Genomic DNA, 18,083 nt, shown 5'->3' with positions numbered 1-18,083 from the left:
AATGATCATGAAACTTTGTAAGTTTAATCACGCACTGAATAATAAAGCCGCCGTACTTAGCGTGGCGGTGGCGCTCGTCTTGTCGGGCTGTACTACGACGGGGTCTTTGGGTGGGCATTTAAGCAGCTCTGATGCCAAGCAAAGCGCCAAAGACACACTAAAACAGACGGTCAAGTCGCAGCTGCGCACTTCCTTTGGCTATGAAACGACAATTTACCCATCTGGCCCATCTCATCATCTTAGCCAAAGCCAGCCAGATGAAAGCTGTGAAAGCGTGCATGACACCGCCTATGTGGCGATGCTCAGTGCAGAAAAGGCAGCCGAGCAAGCAGGCGTTCACGCCGCCACTGTCGCTAATGATAAGACAGGGATTGCCCTAACAATCAAAGAAGACTATCTGGCGTGTGTCGAGGCACGCACGGGCGTGAGTCGCTATCAGCCTTACGACTTCGAGGCGTTTTATGAAAATAACAAAAATCTAAGCCCTGAGGCGCTAAGTACAGCCCTGCAAAGTGATCTTGTGGCACATGTGGGCGCACAAATCGCCAACGAAACAGATGAGCAAAGCGACATGCCTACTGCATTAGATGTCAAAAAATCTCAGCTCATCAATGAGTATCTCATCAAGCCTAGCAAGACCACCATCACTGGCAGTTATCAGCCTTTGGCAGGGGTGCTGACAGCCTTGCCAAAGTTTACTTATGACAGCAAAAATCTAAAAGCAAGCATCAATCAGCCGATTTATGTGGATTTGAAGGCAGGCACGCTTTATCTGTGGGCGGACAATGCGGCATTCATCAATAGCCAAGCGGTCGATAAGGAGCTGGGCGACCAGTGGCAAAACAAGTGGCTTGCCATCACGCTTGAAGATGGCAGTTTGCCTAAGGGTTTTGCCAAAGATTTCATCAAAGCTTATGCCCATGCTAAGGCTGAGAGCCTTGAAGTGCTTGATGAGGGCAGTGTTCAGCTGGTGGGCGCTCAAAGTGTGCTGGATTTGCCACATTTTGCTGAGATGACAGATGAGGGGGTGCAGCGTACAATCGCCAATACCACCACCATCATCCAAAAATCCCCAGACTCAAAGATGCGTGCGTACAGTCGCTATGTTTTTTATGACACGCTGTATCAAGACATCACCGCCAAATACCCAGAGCTTATCGAAGAGATGCTGCCGCAGCAGTATCAGCTTGGTGGCGAGGGTGACATTGAGGTGATCTTGGCGCACGCAGCCACGCAAAATGACAATGAAGAAGATTCATCTCAATACAACAGCAAAGCGCTGATGCAGCGACTGTTGGCGCTCATCAAGTACCGCATTGATGACTACTATGCCAAGCTGTATGGGGGTGAGAGCGCATTCAACTCCGCCCATGAACCAGTGCAGCACTATGGCGTACACGCAGGGCGTATCAGCTGGCTGCATGAGCGTCACTATTTGTCTGGTGGTGCTTTTGCTCGTCTGACTTTAAAAAATACGCCTGCATTTGTCGATGTGTTTACGGTCATCAAGCCCTATGCCAAGCACGAGTTTGAACGCTTGCCAGCACAGCATCACACCCCAAATGCCACAAATAGCGTCAATCTGTACGAGTGGCGTGAGCGCATGGCAGATAGACTTGATACACCTTTGCAGCTTTTGTTGCAATTAGGTGGTGAGGAATGAACAAAAGAACCATCGCCAATAAACGCATGACCAAGCGCAAAAGGCGCCCGCATCCTGCCAAGCTGCGTGCCAATCGTCTGGCCAAGAAAGCCACACGCCAAAAATACACCATCGCCAAGCAGCGGCAGCTGTGGCGGTTCATCTGCATCAAGCGGCAGTGGCGGTCAAAGACGCTTTCTGGGTGTGTATGTCAAGGTTAGGCTACCTAGTTTTTGGCTTGTTCTTGCACACAAAAAAGACGCATCATTCGGTGCGTCTTTTTTTATGAAAATGACAATAAAACTTGCCATCAGCTTTGCGGTTTTAAAAGATGATTTTCCAGATAGTGAATGTTTTGCGCTTCGTTGGCAAAATTTTCATCTTGCAAAATCACATCTCGGTGCAAAGGAATGTTTGTCTTAATGCCTTCGATCACCAGCTCATCAAGCGCATGCAGCATCTTAGCAACAGCTTGGCGACGAGTCTGAGCGTGACAGATGAGCTTACCAATCATGGAGTCATAGTAGCTTGGAATGCTATACCCTTGATACAGGTGGCTGTCAAAGCGCACGCCTGAGCCACTTGGGGCAAACAGATTGTCAATGCGACCAGGGCACGGCATGAAGGTTTTAGGATCTTCGGCGTTGATGCGACATTCGATGGCATGACCATGGATGGTGATCTCGTCTTGATGATAGGACAGTCCATAGCCTGCGGCAATTTTTAGCTGCTCGACGATGACATCGATGCCTGTGATCATCTCAGTCACAGGGTGCTCGACCTGCACACGAGTGTTCATTTCAATAAAGAAAAACTGACCATCTTCGTACAAAAACTCAAAAGTACCCGCACCACGATATTTGATCTGCTCGCACGCACGCACACAAGCGTCCAAAATCGGCTGCCTGATGTCGTCAGGAATGCCAGGGGCAGGAGCTTCTTCTAGCACCTTTTGATGACGGCGTTGTAGTGAGCAATCACGATCAAACAGGTGTAGGGCGTTGCCATTGCCATCGCCAAGCACTTGCACTTCTACATGGCGTGGGTTTTTTAAGAAACGCTCCATATAGACCGTATCATCACCAAAAGCACTCTCAGCTTCGGCTTTGGCGGCTTGCACTTGGTTGATCAGCTCTTCAAAGCGTTCCACCACACGCATACCACGCCCACCGCCACCAGCTGCCGCCTTGACAATCAGCGGAAAGCCGATGTTTTTGGCTTGCTCTTCGGCATTGTGCAAAGTGATCGCACCCACAGAACCAGGCACGGTCGGCACGCCTGCTTTTTTCATGGCATTGATGGCGGAGACTTTATTACCCATCAAGCGAATGTGGTCAGCGTGAGGACCTACAAAAGTCAAGCCTGCTTCTTCAACTTTTTCGGCAAATTCAGCATTCTCGGACAAAAAACCATAACCGGGGTGAATGGCGTCCGCGCCTGTGATTTCTGCGGCAGAAAGCAGGGCGTTCATGTTCAGATAGCTTTGGGCAGAAGGGGCGTTGCCAATGCACACCGCTTCATCCACAAAGCGCAAATGCATCAAATCCTTATCTGCCGTAGAGTACACGCCCACCGTCTGTATGCCAAGCTGTTTGCACGCTCGCACGATGCGCAGGGCAATCTCGCCTCGGTTGGCAATCAGAAGTTTTTTAATCATGACAAACTTCCCAAATTAAGCCTTATAACGAATCACAGGCTGACCAAATTGCACCACATCGGCATTATTCACCAAAATCTCTTCAATGATACCGCTTTGCGTGGCTTCTAGTGGGTTCATGATTTTCATGGCTTCAATGATACCCAGCTGATCGCCAGCTTGTACTTTTTGACCCACTTTGACAAAAGGCGGATCATTTGGGCTAGGGGCTGAATAAAACACGCCCACCATCGGAGAGGTCTCAACCTTGCCACTCGGCGCTTTTGGCGCACTGGCAACAGGGGCTGCGGCAGGTGCGCTGGCAACAGGGGCTGCGGCGATGGTATGGACGGCGACATTGCGAGTCAGATTGACATAATTATCGTCATGACCATATTCAAGATTTACCAAATCTTTTTCTTCCATTAAATCAATCAGTTCACGAATTTTTTTGATGTCCATAGCCACCACCTTGTAAAATAAAATAAAGAAACGAATAACATCTGTTTATTGTAACAAATTTTTTCAAAAACGCCTAGTCAAAAGCTAAGTTAAGATGTCATTCTGCGAAACTTAAAAAAACACGAACCATCACGCATTTTTTGATGAATATAGTGTACATTCGTTTTATTTTATTGCAAGTGTTTTTTGTATTATTTTTTTACAATTTACCAAAAATTCATAAAAATTTGCCAAATTTGTCATCAAGCCAAAAACTTCATGCCATGGATGAGTGAATGCAAGTGACTTTTGGCTTGGTGTATGGAGGTCATCAAGCGTATTTTGCCGATCACCAAGTGGGAATGTCTTGCTGGTCAAGCCAAGCAGGGCGCACCCATTTTTGTGCATCGACAAATTCAAAATGGCGCATTCGTTCTAATAAATCGGCAGGGTCGTCAGAGACGCAGATGAGATCTAGGTTTGCCTGTGGCATAAAGCCTTCATCGGCGTATTTTTGCAGACTTGCCAAGAATGGGTCAAAAAATCCATGAGTATTTAAAATACCCACAGGCTTGTCATGCTGGCGTAGTTGCAACAAGGATAGCACTTCGTACAGTTCTTCTAGCGTGCCGATGCCACCTGCCATGGCGATGAAGCCGTCAGCAAGCTCGATCATTTTGTACTTGCGTGTCGCCATGTCGGCGGTCTCGATGAGTTCGTTAAGAGCGGTGTGCGCCACTTCTTTTTGTTTTAAAAAAGTGGGAATCACGCCCGTGACTTCACCACCATGTGCCAGCACGCTGTCGGCGATGGTGCCCATCAAGCCGACATTGCCACCACCATAGATGAGCCTGATGTGCTGTGTGGCGAGCGTCTGCCCCATGAGCTTGGCGGCATGATAATAATCAGGCGTATTGCCAAAATTTGAGCCGCAATATACGGCAATGTTATTGAGAGTTTTCATGATGAGAGCCTGTCTTTTGGGTTTGTGTTATTGTAAAAATCTTGGCAGGCGATGTCAATGTTTGCGCCGCCCAAGCCACCGCCACGGCTGTACCGTACCTAGCCCCATGCCAATGAGACCAAGTACCATCACCATGTTCAATGGCTCGCCAAGCAGCGGCACGGCAAGGATCGCTGAGATGAATGGTGCAAGTGATGACAGTCCACCTGCCATGAACGCCCCAAGGCGAGCCACCGCCATCGCATAAGTGACCGTCGCCACGATCATCACCAGCACGCTATGAAAAATACCCTGAATCGCCAGATGGTGCCAACTGGCATCGGGCGATGAAAAGCCAATAAACAGCGCATAAATCGGCAAATAGATCAACGCCGACCAGATGACGCTGCTGCACATGGTCTGCCATGGCGTAAATTGCCACTCTTTTAATAAAATACTAAACGCCGCCCAACAAAAGGCACAGCTGACAAAAATCACATCGCCCACATTAAAATGATACGCCCCCATCAAAATCATCGCAGCCATGGCGCATAGAGTCAGGCTGATGATGATTAGGGCGATTTTGGTGTCGGTATCGGGGCGTATTTTAAAAATCAGCCAAAGCAGCAAGGCTGTCGCCACAGGAATCATGCCATTTAAAAACACCGCCCCATGTACCACAGGTGCTAAGGTAAAGCCAGTGTACACCAAACAGCTATATCCCACGCCACCGATGATGGCAAGCACGACAGCTCGCCAATGCAGCAAAAACCGCCAGTCTTTATTAAGCCATAAAATCGGCAACAAAATTATGGCAGCGAAGGCAAAACGCATGGCAATCACATCCCACACCGACACCTGCCAGCGCACCGTCACACGAGACAGCAGGCTAAAACTCCCCCATACACACATGGTGAATAGCACGAGTAGGTAGCCTTGGGTTTTTGGGGAAAGATGCTCAAAAAATCGGTGGATTGTGGTCATGATGGCAAATGATGGCAATAAAAAATGGTCTATTATACTCAATTCATCTTAAAATTGTAAAAACGGTGGTTGGTCTTAATCCACCAAACTGATAAAGCAATACAGCTTTGTGGGGTGGGCTATGCCCACCGTTTATGGCATAATTTATTGAATTTGTTTGGTTTTTTTTGCATTGGCTCCAACCTAGGACCGTAAGTTCACAGAGGTTGATTTTTAATATGCTTGTAGGTGTAAATTGTTATTGCTTTATTTTTATTGGGCGAAAAATGTTTCGCCCCTACCGTCCAAAATCAAATTTTGTGGTCATTTTAAAGTTTAAAAGTTCGCTGGTATAAGATTATTTTAGCAAGGCATAATAAAAAGCCCCGAGTGTCATCTCGGAGCTTTTTGTGGTTACAACAATACATTGATTCTTAGTCTTTGCTGTTTTGAAGCTCGGGATCAGCAAATACCACCACTTCTTCTTCAAACTCAGGCTTGACCTGCACCACGAAGTCTTCTCTTGATATCCCCATGCGCAGTGGAATTGAGCTTGCGATGTACACCGATGAATAAGTACCTGCAATCGTACCGATGAACTGCGCCAAGGCAAACCAAAACAGACTGTCACCACCCATGAATAAGAGCGCAAGCACCACCACAAAGACCGTCCCTGCGGTCATGATGGTACGGCGCAGCGTCTCAGTGAGTGATAAATCAACCACTTGGTAGGGCGTAAGTCCACGCACACGGCGGAAGTTTTCACGGATGCGGTCATAAACGACGATGGTGTCGTTCACCGAATAACCAATCAAGGCAAGCACAGCGGCAAGTACAGTCAGGTCAAACGGCCAACCAAAGATGGCAAACAAACCACACACCACGATCACATCGTGTAAGAGTGCCAGCACCGCACCCAAGGCAAGCTTAAACTGAAAGCGGATCGACACATAGATCATCATTAAGCCAAGTGCCAGCCCCAGTGCCAAGAGTGCGTCCAGATACACCTCATTGCCCACCTGACTGCCGATGATGCTGATGTTATCCACCGCAGCGGCATTAGATGGTAAATTCAGCGCCTCCGACAGCTCTTGACTTAGACCTTCTGGATCTTTGCTGTCTTGGGGTGGTAGGCGTACCAAAAGCTCGCTACGAGTGCCAAGATACTGCACCACCGCATCATCAAAGCCTTTGTCTGACAAAGCGGAGACCACCTGCGCTTGCTCGACAGGCTGCTCATAGCGCACATCTGCCGACACACCGCCAGTGAAATCAAGACCTAGGTTTAGACCTTTAAATGCGATGGCGGCAATACTTGCGATGACCAAAAGGACGGAAAACACCATCATCGGTATTTCAAATTTCATGAATGGCAAAATGCGACGGTTGCCGATCAATTTTGCGCCGCCTGCCTTTTCGGCGACCTCATCTGTGGTGATGATGTCTTGACCTGCAAGCGCCTCTTCGTTGGCTCGGGCGTTGCTGCCTTTGCCGTCACGGCGTGGACCACGGCGACGACGCTCTTCTTTGGCGCTTAATGGCTGCTCGATTGGATTATTTTCATTAGTCATGATGCACTCCTAACCGATGCTGATTTTTGTTAAGTTTTTGCGATTACCATACCATAGCTGCATGAGCGCACGAGTCACGGTGATGGCGGTAAACATGGAAGTGACGATACCGATGGCAAGCGTCACCGCAAAGCCTTTAATCGGACCTGTACCGATGGCAAACAGAATGAACGCCACAAGCAAGGTGGTGATTTGCCCATCAAAAATCGCACTAAACGCTCTGTCAAAGCCTGCCACAATCGCAGCCTTAGGTCGTACGCCTGCATCGAGCTCTTCACGAATGCGCTCAAAGATCAGCACATTGGCATCCACCGCCATACCCATGGTCAGTACGATACCTGCAATGCCCGGTAGGGTCAATGCTGAACCCAAGATGGACATGATGGCAGCAAGCATGACGATGTTTAGGGCAAGGGCAATGTTGGCGATCACACCGCAAGCACGATAGAACACCACCATCCATAAAAACACCAGCAGATAGCCGATTTGTGATGCCATCAGACCTTTGTCAATGTTGTCTTGACCCAGTGAAGGACCGATGGTGCGCTCTTCGACAAAGTACATCGGCGCTGCCAATGCCCCTGAGCGAAGTAGCAGAGCAAGCTCATCAGCTTCTGCCGCTGAATCCAGACCTGTGATGACAAAAGATGAGCCTAGTACGGCGTTAATCGTGGCACGGTTGATCACACGAGTCTCAGCATAAGGCGTACGCACTTCTTTGGTCTCGCCTGTGACAGGGTCTTGTTCGTAGCTGATGCGCTGTTTGTTTTCGATGAACAATACCGCCATTTGTTTGCCGACAGCGGTGCGAGTGGCGTTTTGCATCAGGCGACCGCCAGCGGCATCTAGATTGATGGATACTTGTGGACGACCGTTTTCATCTAGGCCTGCTTGTGCGCCTTGTACTTTTTCACCTGTGACGATGGCTTGACGGTTTAGCAAAATGGGCGGACCATTCAAATCGCCAAACGGATAGGCTTCTGTGCCAGCGGGGGCAATGCCACCAGTAAAGCTGTCGGCGTCATCGCTCACCATACGGAATTCTAGGTTTGCGGTACGACCAAGTACACGCTTGGCTTCGGCGGTGTCTTGTACACCCGGCAGCTCAACGACAATGCGGTTAGCACCTTGTGACTGCACCAAAGCTTCTGCCACGCCAAGCTCATTGATACGGTTTCGTAGGGTGGTTAAGTTTTGTCCGACGGCGTATTGATTGATTTCATCAAGACGAGTCTCGGTGTAGGTCATCTCTAAGGCAGCGCCTTCAACATCCGCTAGGGGGCGCAACACAAAGTCATTTGCCATATTGCTTTGCAATAGGTTTTGTGCGCGATCGCGAGCGTCATTGCCATCAAAGATGAGCATCATGCCATTTTCGGTGGTGCGTAGGCTTTTGACGGCGATTTTTTCGCTGCGCAAAATGCGGCGCACATCTTGGCTTGCGGTGGCAAGTCGCTGTTCAAGCGCTTTTGCCATGTCCACTTCAAGCACGAAACGCACACCGCCACGCAGGTCAAGACCCAGTTTCATCGGTTTGGCGCCGATGTTTCTTAGCCACTCAGGCGTCGTCTGCGCCAAATTGAGCGCTACGACATAGTTGTCGCCAAGCTCACGACGCAGCACTTCTTGGGCTTTTAATTGGTCTTCGGCGGTGGACAGACGCACCAACGCGCTGTTATCGGCAAAGCTGCCGTCATGGTGCGCAAGCCCAGCTTGATCAAGCAGGGCTTGTGATTGCGTTAAGACATCTTCGGTGAGTTGTACGCCAGCAGATGCGCCCGTGATCTGTACCGCAGGCTCATCTGGATAAAGATTTGGTAGGGCGTATAAGCCAGAAATGACCAACACCACAGCGATGAGTATGTATTTCCAAGCAGGGTATTGCATAGAGTATTCTTATGGTTAAGGCACAAATGGCACCAAAACGACCGACAGTCTTTTTTCATGCCATAAGCTTTGTGCAAGATAAACAATGAAAAAAGCAAAACCTGCCAAGACAAGTTTTGCAAAAGTGATTATAGATTGTCAATCGTGCCAGTAGGAAGGACGCTGATGACGCTTGCACGCTGGATTTTGATTGAGTTGGTGGGATTTAGAGCGACGGTAGCGTAGTCGCCATCGATTTTGGTGATTTTACCCATCAAACCGCCCGCGAACAAGACTTCATTGCCCACAGCTAGGCTATCTACCATCGCACGGTGCTGCTTTCTTTGCTTTGACTGCGGACGAATGACCAAAAAATAAAAAATCGCAAAAATCGCAATCATCGGCAAAAATTGCAAAAAGACATTCGGTTCAGCACCAGCAGCAGGGGCGGCGTGTGCATTTGTGATGAATAATTCCAACATAAAAGACTCCTTTAAGCGAAAAGAAACTAAAATTGACGATGCCAAAGGCAAAAATAACGCATATCATACCACAAAATTACGCAATCTCGCCATGTAATTTCACTTTTCATGGCGTGGATTTTGCTCAAATGGTGAATCAAACATTCATCAAGTTACCAAATACAACATTTTGACGCTTGCAGTCTGGGCGGTTTTGCCTTAATATAACAAATCCTTCGTTTATTGAAAGATTTATATGTCCCGTCACCGAACACGCTTGATTCAGTTTTTAGTTTTTTTTGGGCTCATCTCTTTGTCTTCTGCCGCACTGGCTAATGACACCGCCCCGACCGCAACCAACATTGCACTGCTTGTTTTTTTTATTTCGCTGTCTTTGGTTTTTTCGTTCATCTGTTCGGTGTCGGAGGCGACGCTTTTGACCATGACGCCATCGTATGTCGATACGCTCAAAGAGGACAACCCAAAAGCCGCCACTTTGCTAGAAAATGTCAAAATCAACAACATCGAAAAGTCCATCTCATCCATCTTAACCTTAAACACCATCGCTCACACGCTAGGCTCGCTGGGTGCGGGCGCTCAGGCGACCATCGTCTTTGGTAGTGCTTGGTTTGGGGTGTTTAGTGCAGTGATGACTTTGGTGATTTTGATTGGTACAGAGATCATTCCAAAGACGCTGGGCACAACCTACTGGCGCCGCTTTGCCATGCCAGTGGCGTATTATGTGCGCTTTATCAATATCACACTCATGCCGATCGTTTGGGTGGCGGAGAAAATCTCTCGTCTTTTAACTCGTGGCAACACCGAATCGACTTTCAGCCGCCATGAGTTCATCGCCCTTGCCAATCAAGGTGAAAGCTTGGGACAGATGAGCGAGCTTGAAACACGCATCATCAAAAACTCTCTGGCGCTTAGCATGATCAATGTCGAGGACATCGTCACGCCCCGTTCGGTGATGATGGCATTTGATGAAAAGATGACGGTGGGCGATGTGTTTGCCAATTTGCCAAAGCTGCCGTTTTCTCGCTTTCCGATTTTTAATGAAGACTTGGATAATGCCACAGGCTTTGTGCTCAAATCCGACCTGCTCATCGCCAAGGCAAACCAAGACATTCACACGCCTTTGAGCAAATTTCGCCGTGACATTCCCTTTGTGTTTGCTAAGATGAAGTTGTTTGATTTGCTTGACATGATGCTAAAACAGCGCATTCATATTGCCTTGGCGGTGGGTGAGTTTGGCGAGGTGAAGGGTTTGGTGAGTCTTGAAGATGTCTTGGAGACTTTACTTGGTCTTGAAATCGTCGATGAATTTGACCGTGTTGATGACATGCAGACTTTGGCAAGACAGCTGATGGACAGACGCATGGATCGCATCGGTGCCAAGCTTGAACAAGTGGAATCTTAATGGCGAACTCGCTGCGTCTGGTACAGGATTCTCCCAAAATTGCAACAATTTGTTACATTTAGCCATGATTGTTTAAAATCGTTTTGCTATGCTACATTTAGGATTTAGGCTAAATGCTAAGACGATTTGGTGTTTTAAATTTCAAATTCGTCTTAATTAACCAACACACACGATCCACGGATCAAGACAAAAAGGGTTTATCATGACTCAACATAACAAAAAACATCTCATCAAAAAAGGCATGATGGTCGGTGCTTTGACTGCTGCCATCGGTGCCGCAGGCAAACTGACTGGCAAGCCTTTGTCGCATTCTGTGGGGCTGGGTTTGGCTTTGGCGCTTGGCGCATCGCCTTTCATCAGTACGCCAGCTTATGCCATCGGCGAGTCGTCTGTACAAGCTTATGCCGCCGCCATGAATCAAGCCGCCAACAGCCAAAACATTGGGCAAATCTCTCGTCTCATCTCGGACGATGCCATCATCAAAATGACTCGCAATGGTAATTCTGCCGACCTGAGTAAAAACGCTTATTTGCAATATTTACAAAAAAGCTGGGCAAAATCAAAGAATTATCGCTACGACATTCGCATCAGTGATGTCGTGATTGTTGGTGGTCAGGCTCGTGCGCAGGTTGTGACGACTGAGACTTGGACGGAAGATGGCAAACCTGTGCGACTGGTGACCACTTCCAAAGTCACCCTGACTGAGTCTGGCGCAAGTACGGTGCTACTCAGATCGTCGGCGCAAGTCGTCATTAACTAAGCTACTAATGTCAGCTAAGCCAAAAGTAGTCAAAATCAACAATGACTGAGAAATTATCCTAAGTCTCACCAAAATTTTGCGCAATGTTTGCCGTCGGTTGTGTTTTGTAAAATAAGCATGACCGACGGCTTTTTTGTGGGTAAAAATTCACTTTGACGGTTGATAATCCATGAAAAATAAGGCATTATAAGCCATTGCCGATGCCAGTATCTTAGGCTGAGCATTTTGACAATTTTTAGCAATGATTTTTAATTTTTGAATAATGATTGCGTAGCTTTTTTGATTTATTTTTTATTTATAGGTATAAAGGGTTTCATCATGCCACATTTAGCGCCAAAAAGCGACCTTATCACGACAACAACTCATCCCGCCACCGAAAAAATTAGACTGATGAAACCACTTGCCTTGGCGGTGTCGGCGTGTGTGCTGGCGGCGTGTAGCAGTACACCAAGAACCACGCCGACTGGCACAGTCACGCCTACCGTACAGCGCACCACGCCTGCCACGCAGCAGTCAGGCTACGCTGGCGTCTTAGATGAGGCGATGCTCGATGAATTGGAAGGGCTTTTACAAGCCACCGACATGAGCATGGTGGAGGGAGATGCACTGAGTGTGCAGCGCTATGGCAACCTATGGGACAGAATCCGCCGTGGCTACCGCATGGGCGACACCTACAATGCACGCATCGAGGCGCAAAAGTCATGGTTTTATAGCCGCCAAAGCTATTTGGATCGCCTGACGGCTCGTGCGTCTCGTTATCTGCATCACACCGTGACAGAGGCCGAAAGACGAGGCATTCCGACTGAGCTTGCGTTACTGCCAATCATCGAAAGCTCCTATGATCCTTCTGCTACTTCAAATGCCGCTGCCGCAGGTCTTTGGCAGTTCATTCCAAGTACAGGTCGTATTTATGGACTAAATCAAAGCGCAACATATGACGGTCGCCGTGATGTCATTGAGTCCACCCGAGCAGCTTATGACTTTTTGACCAGTCTTTATAATCAGTTTGGCTCATGGGAGCTGGCACTTGCGGCGTATAATGCAGGTCCGGGTCGTGTGTCTCGTGCCATCAAGGCAAATGAGGCGGCAGGGCTACCGACCGATTATTGGTCATTAAAGCTGCCGACCGAGACGATGAACTATGTACCTAGATTCATTGCCGTTTCCCAGATTGTCGCTTCGCCATCAAGCTATGGTGTCAATTTGCCTGCCATCGCCAACCATTCGCATTTTAGAACCGTACCTGCCAATTATGGTGTGAGCCTACAAGAGATCGCCTCTGTGACAGGCGTGCCTTTTGATGAGCTGCGTCTGCTCAACCCTGCTTTGACAAATTTTGTCGTCGATACAGCAGGTCCAAACCGCATCGTCATTCCTGACAGCCTAACCGCCTCTGTGGATGAGCGAATCTCAGCACTGACAGGCTATGGCTACGGCGGCGATTTTATTGCCACTGCACCTGCGCAGACCACGCAATATGTCTTGCCAAAGTCTGGTGTGCAGACCAACGCCAGCTCACAAAGAGAGCTGATGCAGTCAAACACACTGCCGACGACCATCGCACAGGTCACCTCATACAACACCATCGTCCAAGAGCCTGCGATCACCCAAGAAGAGCGCAATTTCATTGCCGCTCAGATTCAGTCGAGCACCAACGAAGTGGTGCAAGCGGTCAACCCTAATGATGGCAACATTCAGCTAGATGCCTTACAAACCGCCCAGTCGGTTTTGGAATCTCGTGGTCAGACTAAGACGCTCAGCTACACAGGCCCATCGAATACCAGTGCTGCCCAGACTTCTGCGCCAGTACCTAGCCAGACTCAGCCCGCTCCAAGCGTGGACTACACCATGCCAACCCCGATGCCTGCCGTGCCTGAGCCTGCGCCAGTCGTCAGCACGCCTGCCCGTGCAGCACAGACCCCAGCGCCAAAGCCTGTATCAAAACCTGAAAGCTACACTGTCAAGGCAGGCGATACCTTAACGGGCATCGCCGCAGCGAATGGTCTGACGGTCAGTCAGTTGGCAAGCTACAACAACCTTGCAACCAATGCCTATGTACAGCGTGGACAAAAGCTGTGGCTCGTTCCGGGCAAAGTCAAGGCTCAGCCTGTTCAGCCTCAGCCTACTCAGACGGCAGCCGCCCCCACCAGAACCACCAGCGCACCTGCCATCAAGACCACCACGCACAGAGTGCAAGTAGGGGAGAGCTTGACCATGCTGGCTCGCAGACATGAGATCAGCATTCAAGAATTGGCAGCCTTAAATAATATTGAGCCGACCCAAGGGCTGTTCATCGGTCAAAGCCTAAAAGTCCCAGTCGCCAAAGCATCTGCCAGTGCATCGACAAATACCGCCAGCACCACCTCTGCACGCACGACCAATACTCAGCGTACAGACAGTGCTGCTGCGGCAAATACATCCAATTACACCGTCAAAGCGGGCGACACTCTAACAGGCATCGCAAACAGTCTGGGAGTGACGCCTGCTGCCATCGCTGCTTTGAACGACTTCTCGGCAAATGCAAATCTCATCGCAGGGCGAACCATCAAAGTACCAGCCACAAGCACAGCCGTCACTCGTAAGCTTAATAATCAGCCAGTCAAATACACCGTCAAGGCAGGCGACAGCTTGACTTCCGTGGCATCAAGACACGGCATCAGCATCGATGAGCTTGCAGCGGCAAACAATCTGACTCGCACCGCCAACCTACTGCTTGGCACGACCATCACCATTCCTGCTGCTGGCACCAAGACGGCAGCACCAGCCGCCAAAGCCGAGCCAGCCCAAGCGCCTGCACGCACAAATCAAGCGCCTACACGCACAAGCACTGCCAGCACTACGGCAGCGACCAACTCAACAGCGACTGAAAACTACACCGTGCAAAGTGGCGATAACCTAACGCAGCTTGCCAGAAAGCATGGCGTATCTTTGGCAGACCTTGCCAAGCTCAACGGGCTTGCTACCAATGCTCAGCTGCGCCAAGGTCAGACCATCAAGCTGCCTAAGCTGACCACCACCTATCGTGTCAAGTCTGGCGATGGTCTCATCTCTTTGGCTCGCCGCTATGGCATTAGCGTCGATGAACTGGCAAAGATGAATAATCTGGAAACCAATGCCAACCTTCGCATTGGGCAGACCCTGACAGTGCCAAACAAATAATCATGGCACAATAAAAACCACACGGCATTTCGTGTGGTTTTTTGCTGATATATCAGCCTGTGGATTGGGTTTTATAAAACTTAATAAATTCAATGGGTTGGGGGTGGATGGTTGGGTTGTTCTCAGTCCAATCTACATGCTGATGTTTTTGAAGATGGTGGTTATAAACGCAAGAAAGAAGAAGAGGAAAGAAAGAGATGGAAGCAGAAACAAAACTAGCATACAATAAACTCATATCTAGAAAAAATACAATATTTTTTGTATCTCCACCGATTAGCTTAGCTATCCACTTCTCTATTATTGGTTTTTTTTAATATCACAAATCCAATAATGATAGTTATGGTTGGTGTAATTATAGCTGGCTTGATAGATGCTTGGTTTAGAAAAATCAACATATGCCCATTTTGTAAAAACTCATTCTTTTTGAATAAAAAAGATGGTTCACGAGACATTAGCTTTAACATATTTACCCAAACCAAATGCATCAACTGTGGCAAACCAGATTAAGCCTTGTCTAGAAACCAACAAATCCAACACTTACGCCATCTAGGGTGGGTTGTTCGTCATCCACCCATACCCACACCACCTATAAATCCTCTGCATTAGGCTTGCCGCAGTGCTGACATTTTTTGGCGAAAATGACATTGGCAAGCTTCTGATCATGCAATCCACTAAAACTAAAAAAGCATCCCTTGCACCAAGGACAGATGTTTTTGCTTAGAAAATAAAACATTGCAAAATACAGACAGCCTGCCACCATAGCCGTCACGATCACAATATGCACTCCCATATTGATCAAAAATGCGGCAAATATGAGTAGCGCAAGCGGCATAAAAAAAAGACTTTTAATCTTAATGCCATCAAATCACGATACCGTGATGCATGAGCTTGTTTCATGGATTATTTTCCTGTAAGCCTACTATATTTGCCAAAATGAGCATGGGTCAGAGTGCATTTTCGGTCAATCAAGCAGGATTATCAATGTCCACAAATTTCACCTCGATGCCAAAATGCGCCGCCAAGACCTCACCCAAGGCACGCGCGCCATAGCGTTCGGTGGCGTGATGACCTGCGGCAAAGTAGTCCAGCCCAAGCTCACGGGCAGCGTGCGTGGTGCGCTCTGAGATTTCACCTGAGATGAACGCATCGCAGCCCATCTTGGCGGCTTGCTCGATCATGTCCTGAGCGCCACCAGTGCACAAGGCGATTTTGGTTAGGGTTTCTTTACCGCTGGCGATGTGTAGCGGTGCTCGCCCAAGTTTGTCGCTGATTTTTTGGGCAAGCTTAGCAGGGCTGATGGGCGAGCAGGTGGCGATGTTGCCCACAGGGTGTTTTTGATGGGGGTGCAGCGCACCTTCGATGTGCAGATCTAGGCCTTGGGCAAGTAGGGCGTTATTGCCGATGGTGGGGTGGGCGTCGAGTGGCAGATGATAAGCGATGAGCGAGATGCCATGCTGCATGAGCGTGCGCACACGACGACCTTTCATGCCGACCAACGGCGAAGGCTCGCCTTTCCAAAAGTAGCCATGATGCACGACGATGGCTTGGGCTTTTTCAGCGATGGCGGCATCGATCAGCGCTTGGCAAGCAGTGACGCCAGTGATGATTTTGGTGATGGGGGTGTCTGCATCGACTTGCAGCCCGTTTGGGCAATAGTCGTCAAATTCGCTGGCGGATAAATAGTCGTCACAAAATTGAGCCAGTTGGGCTGGGTGAATCGTAGTCATGGTGTGCCTTAATTTAAAAATAAAAAGGGGTTTAAAATCATACGCCAAATCCGCCCAGTGCAAAGCAGGCGGCGTTGTGATCGTATTAACTTGATCATATAAAGTGGCATTTTAACGACTTTTTGTCATTTGTGCAAACTGATATAGACTTGCGCAAAACTTGTAAGCGCTCGGTCAGATTTGATAAAAAAATACCATCAATCACTTTATCCTTGCAAAACTGCCCCAATATTGGTGCTGTATCATATAATCAGCCGAACTTTCATTCGTCTGAGAGTTGTTATTTTTAAGGATCGAACATGAATCAGCTTGCCAGATTTACCAGTCAAAAAGGCGCCAGCTTTTGGGTGATTTTGCCGTGGCTCATCGCAGCAGTGTTGGCGGCGGCTTTGTATTGGATGTTTTTTCAGCACACGCCTGCCAAAGAGGTGAGCGAGCCTGTCACTCAAAGCCAAGCGTGGACACCGCCCACCGCCGAACCGCCCACAACATCAGCGCCTGTCGTCAGCTCGTATAAAGAGGCGGTGGCGCGTGCCGCCAAATCTGTGGTCAATATCTACACCACGCAGACCATCAAGCATCCTTATATGGATGACCCTGCTTTAAGAGAGCTTTTTGAGCGTTATTATGGCGGGCAAAGTGCGCAGCAGGGCGCAAACCTTGGCTCAGGCGTGATCGTCTCAAAAGATGGCTATATTGTCACCAATGCTCATGTCGTCAGCCAGGCCGATGAGATCATCGTGGCACTCAGCGATGGCAGAAAGACCCGTGCCAAGGTGGTGGGCAGTGATGAGGACAGTGATTTGGCGGTGATTAAGGTGGAGCTGGACGACTTAGAGCCGCTTGCTTTTCGCAGTCAGCCCATCAGCGTGGGTGATGTGGCGCTCGCCATTGGCAACCCCTTTGGCGTGGGGCAGACTGTCACCCAAGGCATCATCTCTGCCACAGGGCGAGCAGGGCTTGGGGTGAGCAGCTTTGAGGACTTTATCCAAACTGACGCCGCCATCAACCCTGGCAACTCAGGCGGCGCGCTGGTCGATGCTGATGGTGCTTTGATTGGCATTAACACGGTCATTTATTCACGCTCGGGCGGCTCGATGGGCATTGGCTTTGCCATTCCGACCAGCATCATCGAGCAGGTCATGAATGCACTCATCACAAACGGCAAGGTCAGCCGTGGCTGGCTTGGAGTGGGCATCGCTCAGACGGCAAATAATCCCATCAGCCTAGAATCCAGCCAAGGCGTGCTGGTGTCTCAGGTCTGGGAAGGCACGCCTGCCGCCCAAGCAGGCATTCAGGCGGGTGATGTCATCGTAAGTCTTAATGGCGTACCCACCGACACCGCCAATACGCTGACAGGCATCATCGCCAAGCACGCCCCAAACACCACCTTGGAGGCGCAAATCCTGCGAGATGGCAAGCCTTTGACTCTGAGCGTGACACTGGGTGAAAGACCCAGCCGCAGCCGCTGATTTATACCCAAACAACTTT

Annotated in this window: 14 protein-coding genes; 6 read left to right on the top strand and 8 right to left on the bottom strand. The window is 49.1% G+C overall.

The features are described 5' to 3' along the window. Positions 1-7: 7 nt before the first annotated feature. On the top strand, positions 8-1,663 hold the full coding sequence (locus tag LU290_RS06005) for a hypothetical protein (protein WP_277807711.1): 1,656 nt from the start codon (positions 8-10) through the stop codon (positions 1,661-1,663). Further along, positions 1,660-1,863 (top strand): hypothetical protein, encoded by a 204-nt coding sequence (locus LU290_RS06000; RefSeq protein WP_277807710.1) that lies wholly within the window; start codon positions 1,660-1,662, stop codon positions 1,861-1,863. The genes LU290_RS06005 and LU290_RS06000 overlap by 4 nt, the downstream gene beginning before the upstream one ends. A gap of 89 nt (positions 1,864-1,952) precedes the next feature. Here the strand turns inward: LU290_RS06000 and accC are convergent, their stop codons facing one another. The 7 genes from accC to yajC all read right to left on the bottom strand — a co-directional run bounded on the left by accC (position 1,953) and on the right by yajC (position 9,541). Then, entirely contained in the window at positions 1,953-3,299 is a 1,347-nt protein-coding gene (gene accC / locus LU290_RS05995) for an acetyl-CoA carboxylase biotin carboxylase subunit (protein WP_277807709.1), read from the bottom strand. 15 nt (positions 3,300-3,314) lie between these two features. Next, a complete protein-coding gene (gene accB, locus LU290_RS05990) occupies positions 3,315-3,740 on the bottom strand; it encodes an acetyl-CoA carboxylase biotin carboxyl carrier protein (protein ID WP_277807708.1) in 426 nt (141 codons plus the stop codon). Between the two features lie 328 nt (positions 3,741-4,068). Further along, a complete protein-coding gene (locus tag LU290_RS05985; RefSeq protein ID WP_277807707.1) occupies positions 4,069-4,683 on the bottom strand; it encodes an LOG family protein in 615 nt (204 codons plus the stop codon). Positions 4,684-4,737: 54 nt separating this feature from the next. Next, positions 4,738-5,646 (bottom strand): DMT family transporter, encoded by a 909-nt coding sequence (locus LU290_RS05980; protein ID WP_277807706.1) that lies wholly within the window; start codon positions 5,644-5,646, stop codon positions 4,738-4,740. A gap of 413 nt (positions 5,647-6,059) precedes the next feature. After that, the gene (gene secF / locus LU290_RS05975) at positions 6,060-7,196 is read right to left on the bottom strand and encodes a protein translocase subunit SecF (protein ID WP_277807705.1); all 1,137 of its coding nucleotides are present in this window, start codon (positions 7,194-7,196) and stop codon (positions 6,060-6,062) included. Between the two features lie 9 nt (positions 7,197-7,205). Beyond that, positions 7,206-9,083 (bottom strand): protein translocase subunit SecD, encoded by a 1,878-nt coding sequence (gene secD / locus LU290_RS05970; protein WP_277807704.1) that lies wholly within the window; start codon positions 9,081-9,083, stop codon positions 7,206-7,208. A 128-nt stretch (positions 9,084-9,211) separates the two neighbouring features. Then, on the bottom strand, positions 9,212-9,541 hold the full coding sequence (gene yajC, locus LU290_RS05965; protein ID WP_277809570.1) for a preprotein translocase subunit YajC: 330 nt from the start codon (positions 9,539-9,541) through the stop codon (positions 9,212-9,214). A gap of 238 nt (positions 9,542-9,779) precedes the next feature. On the opposite strand from yajC, the gene LU290_RS05960 reads away from it, so the two are divergent. From LU290_RS05960 to LU290_RS05950, 3 genes are all read left to right on the top strand, one after another. Then, positions 9,780-10,946: a CNNM domain-containing protein gene (locus LU290_RS05960; RefSeq protein ID WP_277807703.1), complete on the top strand. Its 1,167-nt coding sequence runs from the start codon at positions 9,780-9,782 to the stop codon at positions 10,944-10,946. A gap of 202 nt (positions 10,947-11,148) precedes the next feature. Beyond that, entirely contained in the window at positions 11,149-11,706 is a 558-nt protein-coding gene (locus LU290_RS05955; RefSeq protein ID WP_277807702.1) for a DUF4440 domain-containing protein, read from the top strand. A 390-nt stretch (positions 11,707-12,096) separates the two neighbouring features. Beyond that, positions 12,097-14,865, top strand: a complete 2,769-nt coding sequence (locus LU290_RS05950; RefSeq protein WP_277807701.1) for a LysM peptidoglycan-binding domain-containing protein — start codon at positions 12,097-12,099, stop codon at positions 14,863-14,865. 965 nt (positions 14,866-15,830) lie between these two features. Here the strand turns inward: LU290_RS05950 and LU290_RS05945 are convergent. Then, positions 15,831-16,592, bottom strand: coding sequence for a Nif3-like dinuclear metal center hexameric protein (locus LU290_RS05945; RefSeq protein ID WP_277807700.1), 762 nt, complete (start codon positions 16,590-16,592; stop codon positions 15,831-15,833). A 299-nt stretch (positions 16,593-16,891) separates the two neighbouring features. Here LU290_RS05945 and LU290_RS05940 point away from each other — a divergent pair, with 299 nt between their 5' ends. Then, positions 16,892-18,064: a S1C family serine protease gene (locus LU290_RS05940; RefSeq protein WP_277807699.1), complete on the top strand. Its 1,173-nt coding sequence runs from the start codon at positions 16,892-16,894 to the stop codon at positions 18,062-18,064. Positions 18,065-18,083: the final 19 nt, after the last annotated feature.

This window comes from Moraxella nasibovis (assembly GCF_029581575.1).
GTDB lineage: Bacteria > Pseudomonadota > Gammaproteobacteria > Pseudomonadales > Moraxellaceae > Moraxella > Moraxella nasibovis.
Note: the sequence above shows the minus strand (reverse complement) of the source record. Positions and strands in the feature narration are given on the sequence as shown.

Bases quoted from the DNA above. Each gene is read 5' to 3' on its own strand.
- LU290_RS06000 (WP_277807710.1), top strand. From the start codon at position 1,660: ATGAACAAAAGAACCATCGCCAATAAACGCATGACCAAGCGCAAAAGG.
- LU290_RS05955 (WP_277807702.1), top strand. From the start codon at position 11,149: ATGACTCAACATAACAAAAAACATCTCATCAAAAAAGGCATGATGGTC.
- accC (WP_277807709.1), bottom strand. From the start codon at position 3,299: ATGATTAAAAAACTTCTGATTGCCAACCGAGGCGAGATTGCCCTGCGC.
- LU290_RS06005 (WP_277807711.1), top strand. From the start codon at position 8: ATGAAACTTTGTAAGTTTAATCACGCACTGAATAATAAAGCCGCCGTA.
- LU290_RS05960 (WP_277807703.1), top strand. From the start codon at position 9,780: ATGTCCCGTCACCGAACACGCTTGATTCAGTTTTTAGTTTTTTTTGGG.
- secF (WP_277807705.1), bottom strand. From the start codon at position 7,196: ATGACTAATGAAAATAATCCAATCGAGCAGCCATTAAGCGCCAAAGAA.
- LU290_RS05985 (WP_277807707.1), bottom strand. From the start codon at position 4,683: ATGAAAACTCTCAATAACATTGCCGTATATTGCGGCTCAAATTTTGGC.
- LU290_RS05950 (WP_277807701.1), top strand. From the start codon at position 12,097: ATGAAACCACTTGCCTTGGCGGTGTCGGCGTGTGTGCTGGCGGCGTGT.
- LU290_RS05945 (WP_277807700.1), bottom strand. From the start codon at position 16,592: ATGACTACGATTCACCCAGCCCAACTGGCTCAATTTTGTGACGACTAT.
- LU290_RS05940 (WP_277807699.1), top strand. From the start codon at position 16,892: ATGAATCAGCTTGCCAGATTTACCAGTCAAAAAGGCGCCAGCTTTTGG.
- secD (WP_277807704.1), bottom strand. From the start codon at position 9,083: ATGCAATACCCTGCTTGGAAATACATACTCATCGCTGTGGTGTTGGTC.
- accB (WP_277807708.1), bottom strand. From the start codon at position 3,740: ATGGACATCAAAAAAATTCGTGAACTGATTGATTTAATGGAAGAAAAA.
- LU290_RS05980 (WP_277807706.1), bottom strand. From the start codon at position 5,646: ATGACCACAATCCACCGATTTTTTGAGCATCTTTCCCCAAAAACCCAA.